A 7115-nucleotide genomic window follows, 5' to 3' on the forward strand; every position below is an offset into this window, starting at 1 on the left:
GGCGTCTTCGCCCTGGCCAACGGCCTCGCCAGGAGCGGCGCCCTGACCGAGGAGCAGTGGCGCTTCTGGCGGGCGGGCAACGACTGGTACGACGCGAACTACCCCGACCCGTCCACCGTCGACCCACTGGTCTACGACGCCGAACTGCACCCGGGCGCGGTCGCCTGGTTCAAACCATCGGCCGAGGCACAGAAGTTGATCGCGCGCGTGGACGGCTACCTGGACCTCCTCACCGCGCACGGCGTCCCGTGGCACGAGACGCGCTCGACGGACCCGGGCCGGGTCGTCTACGAGGACGCGTACCAGGTCGTGGTGGTCCCCCACACGCCACCCAGGGGTGACCACTAGGGTGGCCCGATGCACCGCTCCCGTGCCTCCACGATCCTCATCGACGTACCCCGGGAACAGGCGTCGCGAGCCGCGGAGTTCTGGTCCGCCGCCCTGGGAACACCCGCCCGTACGGTCGAGGCGGAGGAGCAGTTCACCGTGCTCCACGAAGCCCTGCCGGGCCTGGTCACGGCCGTACAGGCGGTGGACGACGCACCGCGCTACCACCTGGACATCGAGACCGACGACATCGAAGCCGAGACCGCCCGCCTGCTGGCCCTCGGAGCGACCGAGGAATCCGCCTGGCTGGAATGCCGCACGCTGCGCGCACCGGGCGGTCACCTCGTGTGCGTCATTCCCGTACACAGCGAGGCCGACTTCTTCGCGGCACACGCGCGCACGTGGCCGTAAGGGCGGCGCCCGGTGGCGGTCAACGTCCCCTACTTCCCCGCGCCTACGGGGTCCACGCTGACGGCGGGACCGGAGTCGCCGGCCACGGGAAGGTTGATGCTCACGGGCACGGTGCGGGAGTGGGTCTCGTCGGGCGGGGTGACCACCAGGCTGGTGAAGGTCACGCCGCTGCCGCCGGTGTCGTTCGGCGGGAAGTGCAACGTGAACCGCGTCCCCTCCCCCGGCCCCACCTTCACCCGGGACGCCGTGATCGCACTGCGCTCGGCGCTGACGCTGCCGTCCTTCCCGGAAGCCGGCTCAAAGCCCCCCCGAGGCCCCGCTGTCCCCCCGAGCATTCGACGAGGCAGCCGACCCGCGCTCCCGGCCGCGTTGCCGGCGCCGTCCTCAGCGCGGTTCAGCGCGCCGGATGCGGCCGATGCTCGGCCAGCCAAGGCTCGGCGTACGCGACGGCGTCGACCAGAGAGAAGAGCCGGGTATCGGCCGCGCCCACCGTGCCCCGTACCACCGGGCGCTCCTCCTCGAAGGCCGCGCCCAGTTCACCGAAGCGGTCTTCGGTGATCGCGGTGTCGCGCACGGTGGCCCATCTACGGCCCTGCGGGGTCATGACCGCGAAGGAGTTGTCGACCTGCGGCGCCGAAATCCGGTACTCGGCCAGGTGGAACGCCGTACAGGATTCGAAGCCCGCGCCCAGCAGCAGGATCCGGGCTCCGGCCTCCTCCAACCGGGCGAGCGGGCTGCGCTCGCCGAGCCCGCAGTCCAGCGCGTGGCCGTCCACGACCGCGGCGGCGCGCGGGCCCACTGCGGCGAAGGACGTCTGCGGGTGAGCGCTGCGCACGGCGCCGGGCCAGTTGCGGACGGCCTCCGGGATGACACCGACACTGCGGGTGGGTGTGGTGCGTGCGTCGTAGGCCGGCATCGATGCGCGGATCTCCGCCCACCAGGCCTCGGGCACGGGCGGGTTCACCCAGCCCGCCGGATCCGAGTTGTCGCCCGACTGCGTCGGAACCACCAGCGTCCCGTCGTCGCCGAGGACATCCAGCAGCGCCTGGACGACGGCGACCGCACCGCCGCAGACCCACCCGAGCGAGCTGAGGGAAGAGTGCACGAGGACGGTCTCACCGGAGCGGAGACCCACATCACGCAGTTCGGCGGCGAGCGAGTCCCGCGTACACATCGGGCCGGTCGGAGGCGTCATCGACATAACCGCCGAGTATGCATGTACCGAGATTCCCGCACCACGGGATTTCCGGCACCTCCAAGACGCGCCCCGCACTTGCTCATCCACCCCCGTCCGCGTGGTACGGCGGTGATCATCGGCCTCTGTGCGCCGTCCTCGCCGTCAACATTGCCGTCGTCCGGGAATCCCGGCCAAGTGCCCGGCGCGCATGAGGACCCTCGGTCGGAGCCTTGCTCCAGCCCGTCGGTTTCGAGTTGCACCAGCGGTTGATCAGGGCCGGGTTGAACACCGGCGCGGGAGATGACGTGAGTATGGGCATGGAGCGCCCCATCCCCGCCCCCTCTCGACCGAAGCGGTCATTCTCCGCAATGTCGCGATTACCCGCATCTGCCGTGCCGGCCCACGCATCGCGGTTGGGCTGGCTGGACGCGCTGCGCGGCATCGCGGCACTCGTTGTGGTGTTCGACCACTCGTCGTACTCCTTCATGGCGGAGTTCCGACGAGAGCTGATGCCGGAATTCAACACCAGTCGGTACGGCATCATGGTGTTCTTCCTCGTGAGCGGCTACATCATCCCCGCGTCGCTGGAGCGCCGGGGCTGCGTCCGGACCTTCTGGATCGGACGGTTGTTCCGCGTCTACCCGCTGTGGGCCGCGGTCGTCACCGCGGTCCTCGCCGCCAACCTGCTGGGCTTCGCTCATGTCCGCGACTTCGGTGGGCAGAGCATCACCTCGGTGGCAGTCGCCCATGTCACCTTGCTCCAGGAGCTGCTGGGGACGCCCAATCTCCTTCTCGTCCTGTGGACGCTCTCGTATGAGATGGCGTTCTATCTGCTGGTCGTCGCTCTCTTCACCGTCCGACTGCACCAGCGATCGGCGGAAGTGGCTGTCACCCTGGCCCTGCTCGCCGCCGTGAGCGTACTGGTGGGGGTCGCGCTGCCGGCTTCCGCCCTGTCCGGTGCGGTAGGCACCGGCCTGCTCATCGCACTCGCCTCTGTCGCCATGGTTGCCGCCATCTGCTGTGCCGGCGCCAAGTCGCCTGCGCTTCGGATACTCGGGGGCGTCGTGGGCGGGGTGCTGGCGCTCGTCCTGGTTCCCTTCAACGGGGGGGTCCCCATGTGGGAAGGGCTGGTGATTCTCGCGGTGATGTTCCTCGGCACCGCCGTCCACCGGGCCGAGCGCGGTGAGAGCACCTGGCGGTACGCGGCCTGCGCCGCCGCGATCGTGGTGGCCTGCGCCGTGGGGTGCGCGTACACGTACGGCGACGGGGACAATTTCACCCGGCGCGGCTGGATCGTGGCATTCCTGCTGGCCGTGCTGACCTTCGGCGCCGGGCTGGCCTTGCGGCGCCGGCGGATACCGCGCTGGCTGGTCGGGCTGGGAACGATCAGCTATTCGGTCTACCTGGTGCATCCGGTGCTCCTGGCGGTGAGCGACGGCACAATCGGCCGGTGGCAGCAGGACAATCCCGTACTGGAAATCGCGTTCTACGCCGTGCTGCTGCCCCTGTGTGTGCTGACCTACCGCTGCGTCGAAGTGCCGGGCCAAGCGCTGGGCAGGAAGCTGGCAGGCCGCGTCCAGCCACCGTGACAGGACACGCGCCACCCGCGTACCGAACTCCGGTCCGGGGCGCTCTGACGGCAGATTCCGACGGTGGAACAGTCAAGCTGGCCCGGGGAATCGAGACCGTACGCGACAGCCGCGGGCACCAGCACCCTTCAAGGCCGTTCTGTCATCACTCACTTGTCCAGGTCCGGTTGCCGGACCCGTCGCAGATCAACTGTGCGGCTTGCGCGCCGTCAGCGGTACCGGCACCTGAAATGCCCAGGCACAGGGCGCTCGTGCGATGCCTCGGATCCGTCGCACCACCCGCCGTGGCGCCGACGACACCCGCCTGGCGGAACCACGTCCGTCGTGGGCGTTCACGAAGACAAGTTCGCACCCGAGTTCGAATACACGCACGACATGACCTCGTCAAGAAAGCGCTTCCAGTCAAGATGTTCGAGCTCTCTGGCGGACTCACCGTCGGGCCTGATTGAGTGCTCTCGGTAACAACAAGGACACCTAGCGCAAGGAGACGTTGCATGCGTATCAGACGCACCAGGAATGCTGTCGGGGCGGTTCTCGCCGGGGCGGCGCTGATGGCGATGGCCAGTCCCGCGATCGCGGGCGCCCAGTCGTCGCGGAGCAGTGACCCGGCGCCCGTGGCGATCCAGGACGTCAAGTCCGTGTCCCCGGATGCCAAGTCCGTGGTGGCGGCCGCGCAATATGGGATCCGGAACTTAAAGTCCGAGAAGTTTCTGCAGCCGTCAGGCGGCAGCACCGCCAACGGCGCCAAGATCGTTCAGCAGCCCTTCAACGCTTCCTCTTTGACGCAGTTGTGGACGCGGGTCCCGGACGGCAGTTACCTGAGCTTCGAGAACTACTCGGGCAAGAACCTGGGCATCGACGGCGCCAGCACCGCGGCAGGTGCGGCAGCCATCCAGGCGAACCCCTCCAGCGACGTCAACCAGGACTGGGTGCAGATCGCGCGCAACGACTCCGTCTTCGAACTGAAGAATCGCAAGAGTGGCCTGTGCCTGGGCATATCGGGTGCGAGCACCGCAAACGGCGCGCAGGCCGCCCAGTTCGCCTGCGACGGGTCGGCCAATCAGGGCTGGGAGTACTTCCAGTAACCAGAGTTGGGAAGGATCCCCTGACCGGACGGTCATCGCCGGCGCATCCTCCAGCACTCGCAGATCGCCATGACGATGGAGGTCTACGCGGAGGCGAGCGAGGACGAGGTACGTGTGGCCACCGGCAGTCATTCCGAAGCGATGGGCGGCACCGGCTGACGTTCACCTGACCCGTTGCTGTACTTCGCCGCGGTACGGCCCAACGCGAGAGGCCCCCGGATTACTCCGGGGGCCTCTCACCTGTGTGCACTCGGCAGGATTCGAACCTGCAACCTTCTGATCCGTAGTGCGATGGGCGCCTTCCTCGTTCTCCATGTGGTCCATATCGAGCCCATGAAGCCCTCACGCGTCACCGTCCTGCCGTCCTCTCTCTGCCCCTCTGTGAGACCCGTGTGAGATGGATGTGAGACGACGATCAGCCCCCGAGCGCCCCAAAAGGTGCGGCGAGCGGGGGCTCCTTCAACCTGAACGGCGCGAGCCGTCTACCGGCTTGCTCCGAGCAGTTCGGGTCGGCCGCAGGCGGCATCGCCTTCGTCCACGAGCCGATACCCGTGGAGTGGCCGCCGCTGCTGCCCGGGCGCGTGGGCGCTTGCGGCTGCTCCCTCACCGCTCAGTCATGGAGCTGTGGCGCGGACGAGGAGAGTCGCGATATGCCCTGGGTGCGGCGCGTCAAGCACCTGAGCCTCTGCCGTGGCGAACCCGGCCCGTGTCAGCATGCGCTCCCACACCGCCGGACGGTAGCTGTAGCGGTAGGTGAACATCGCCTTGCCGGCGAAGCCTCCCTTGTACATGCCCTGGGGCCCGTAAGCGCCAGGGATGGCTGGAGGCTGTGAGAAGACGAGGACGCCGCCGGAGTTGAGCCGCTGGCGGACGAGGGGTAAGAGGCGGCTCGGGTCAGTGAACCAGGCGGCTCCGAAGATCGAGTAGACGGCGTCGTACGCGTCCTCGTGCTCACCCAGATACTCCAGGACCTCGGAGCACACGAACTCCGCGCCGGTGCCGGCCCACTTCGTTGTGATCTTCTTGACCATGACGGGAGACAAGTCCACGCCCCGAGCCGTGATGCCGTGCTGAGCGAGGTTGGCGAGGGCGCGGCCGGTGCCGCAGCCGATCTCCAGGACGGAGTGTGGCTTGCCGAGTAGTTCAGGACCGGGTCCGTGTCCGGCGTACTGGGTCCAGCAGAAGCTCGGCTCCGCGTCGTCTTTGAAGACGGAGGCGGCGTAGGTGTCCCACAGCTCCGTCTCGGCGGCGATGTCGTGTTGTGCGGGCACGGCGATTCCTCTTCGAAAAGGGCTGGCCCCCGTCCTCCGAGGGGACCGAGGACAGGGGCCAGGGTAGGACCGTTCAGTGGCTGTCGGGGACCTTGCTGTCGCACGGCGAGCAGTCCGTGCCGTCGATCGCCCACAGCTCCTCGTCGACGCCGAAGCCGATGGACATCAGGAAGTCCGCCGTGCGCGGGCACAGGCCGTCGCGGCGGCGCTCGATGAACGGGGCGTGATGCTTGTAACGGCCCTCGTTGTACACGTCGCAGAGGGCCCACCACACCGGCGTGTCGAGGATGAGCTGGTGAACACCGATGTCGACGAGCTTGCCGACACCCAGGTGGACCTCGGGGCGCTCCATGCAGCCGACGGTGTACATGACGGCGTTGCCGAGGATGCGTTCGGCCATGTCGCGGACCATCGTGTGGTCACGCAGCAGCAGGGCGACCTCGCGGTCCCAGAGGGTCATGCCGCTGTCCAGGACGTTGATCGTCAGGTGCTTGATGTGGGGCTGGACGGCGTTGAGGAGTTCCTTCGGGTCCCGTGTGCAGGTCCTCGTAGGCCGGTCGAGCGTGACGGTCATGGACTACTCCTTCGGAGACAGGTCGTGCCGTACCGGTTCAAGCCCGCCCCGTCTCCCGGCCTGTCCGGGTCTGGACGCGCGTTGCGGGCGCCTTGCGGATCCCGTCCCAGCGAGAGCTACTGGGCGATCCGGCTGGAACGGGCGACTCGGGTGGTGCCCTGGCGGTTGCGGGCGTGGCACAGGCAGGTGCGGCGGTGCACGAGCAGGAGTCCGGTGGCGTAGGGCAGAGGAACGTCCTCCGTCTGACGGCACCGTGCGTGCAGGTCCTCGTGACCGGGGAAGAAAGCGGGAGCGCACTCCAGGGACCGCGGTGTCGGCGGTGCGGGTCCCTCATCGCACTGCCCTCATGGCCGGTGGGAGGACAGGCACAGGGGGAACTCCTGCCCAAGGCTCGTGGCCGTCTCGACTTCGGCGCCCTCGAAGCCGTGGATGCCGGAGTCGCTGGTGACGCGGCCTTCGCGGTCCACGGTGTAGACCCGCAGGATCATCCGGGGCGGGAGACCCCCGTCCTCAGACAGCCGGGCGTACGGTCGGCGAACCCGGCGGCCCAGCCGTTCAGCCAGCGGGCCATGCCCGGCTTGTGCGGATAGACCATCGACGTGAACGCGCGCACGCCGAACGCCCTGAGCAGGGCGAGCCGTTCGGCCTCGTCGTGGCGGTAGGTGATGGGCCAGTCCCGGC

The 7115-nt window shown here is 68.5% G+C and carries 9 protein-coding genes and 1 pseudogene; 4 read left to right on the forward strand and 6 right to left on the reverse strand.

Features of this window, described 5'->3' with window-relative positions; genetic code table 11:
- Positions 1-348, forward strand: a 348-nt coding sequence (locus tag ACFXPL_RS36630) for a hypothetical protein (protein WP_384927506.1), incomplete at its 5' end; no start/stop codon positions are given.
- Positions 349-357: 9 nt separating this feature from the next.
- Positions 358-738: a VOC family protein gene (locus ACFXPL_RS36635; protein WP_384927507.1), complete on the forward strand. Its 381-nt coding sequence runs from the start codon at positions 358-360 to the stop codon at positions 736-738.
- A gap of 29 nt (positions 739-767) precedes the next feature.
- Here ACFXPL_RS36635 and ACFXPL_RS36640 read toward each other — a convergent pair whose 3' ends face one another.
- Complete coding sequence (locus tag ACFXPL_RS36640; RefSeq protein WP_384927508.1) at positions 768-1073, reverse strand: DUF4232 domain-containing protein; 306 nt, start codon at positions 1071-1073, stop codon at positions 768-770.
- Between the two features lie 59 nt (positions 1074-1132).
- A complete protein-coding gene (locus tag ACFXPL_RS36645; protein WP_384927509.1) occupies positions 1133-1939 on the reverse strand; it encodes an aminoglycoside N(3)-acetyltransferase in 807 nt (268 codons plus the stop codon).
- A gap of 344 nt (positions 1940-2283) precedes the next feature.
- On the opposite strand from ACFXPL_RS36645, the gene ACFXPL_RS36650 reads away from it, so the two are divergent.
- Both ACFXPL_RS36650 and ACFXPL_RS36655 read left to right on the forward strand, forming a co-directional pair.
- Entirely contained in the window at positions 2284-3504 is a 1221-nt protein-coding gene (locus tag ACFXPL_RS36650) for an acyltransferase family protein (protein ID WP_384927510.1), read from the forward strand.
- Between the two features lie 494 nt (positions 3505-3998).
- Positions 3999-4589, forward strand: a complete 591-nt coding sequence (locus ACFXPL_RS36655; RefSeq protein ID WP_384927511.1) for an RICIN domain-containing protein — start codon at positions 3999-4001, stop codon at positions 4587-4589.
- A gap of 614 nt (positions 4590-5203) precedes the next feature.
- On the opposite strand, the gene ACFXPL_RS36660 is transcribed toward ACFXPL_RS36655, so the two are convergent.
- From ACFXPL_RS36660 to ACFXPL_RS36675, 4 genes and pseudogenes are all read right to left on the reverse strand, one after another.
- Positions 5204-5860 (reverse strand): class I SAM-dependent methyltransferase, encoded by a 657-nt coding sequence (locus tag ACFXPL_RS36660; RefSeq protein WP_384927512.1) that lies wholly within the window; start codon positions 5858-5860, stop codon positions 5204-5206.
- A gap of 73 nt (positions 5861-5933) precedes the next feature.
- Positions 5934-6434 carry a hypothetical protein gene (locus ACFXPL_RS36665; RefSeq protein WP_384927513.1) on the reverse strand — a complete coding sequence of 167 codons (501 nt, stop codon included), beginning with the start codon at positions 6432-6434 and terminating at the stop codon, positions 5934-5936.
- A gap of 344 nt (positions 6435-6778) precedes the next feature.
- Positions 6779-6922: a hypothetical protein gene (locus tag ACFXPL_RS36670; RefSeq protein ID WP_384927514.1), complete on the reverse strand. Its 144-nt coding sequence runs from the start codon at positions 6920-6922 to the stop codon at positions 6779-6781.
- A gap of 2 nt (positions 6923-6924) precedes the next feature.
- Positions 6925-7115 (reverse strand): annotated as a pseudogene (locus tag ACFXPL_RS36675) (amidohydrolase); the annotation flags it as partial.

This window comes from Streptomyces sp. NPDC059092, assembly GCF_042756365.1.
Lineage (GTDB): Bacteria > Actinomycetota > Actinomycetes > Streptomycetales > Streptomycetaceae > Streptomyces.